The sequence below is a fragment of the Psychrobacter sp. AOP5-GZ1-6 genome, from assembly GCF_052376345.1.
GTDB lineage: Bacteria > Pseudomonadota > Gammaproteobacteria > Pseudomonadales > Moraxellaceae > Psychrobacter.
Map to the genome: position 1 here is coordinate 1 of NZ_JBQSVP010000389.1, position 287 is coordinate 287.

Sequence of the window (287 nt, forward strand, 5' to 3'; positions counted from 1 at the left end):
ACACTGACCTATCGGTACAATCAATGGTGGCAGAACGCACAGCTACTCTAGAGATAGAGACCGTCGATGATAGCAATAGTGAAGACGCCAGCTGGACACCTGCACGCATGACCCAGTGGCAAATCAGTGACTGGACACATATCTGTGAGCGGCTTGCACGTCAAGGACTGACCGCCTATCTGCGTCATGAGCAAACGGATGAACATACACCGCCGAAGCTCATTATCACCACAGCGAGTCCAAGTGATAGCGAGGGCATCAGCGCAAACATTGGTGCGCTACGCTAT

At 52.3% G+C, this 287-nt stretch carries 1 protein-coding gene; it reads left to right on the forward strand.

Going from position 1 to position 287, the window contains the following annotated elements; genetic code table 11:
- Window positions 1–287: hypothetical protein (locus ACT3RN_RS16330; RefSeq protein ID WP_444518905.1), on the forward strand; the 287-nt coding region annotated here is incomplete at both ends.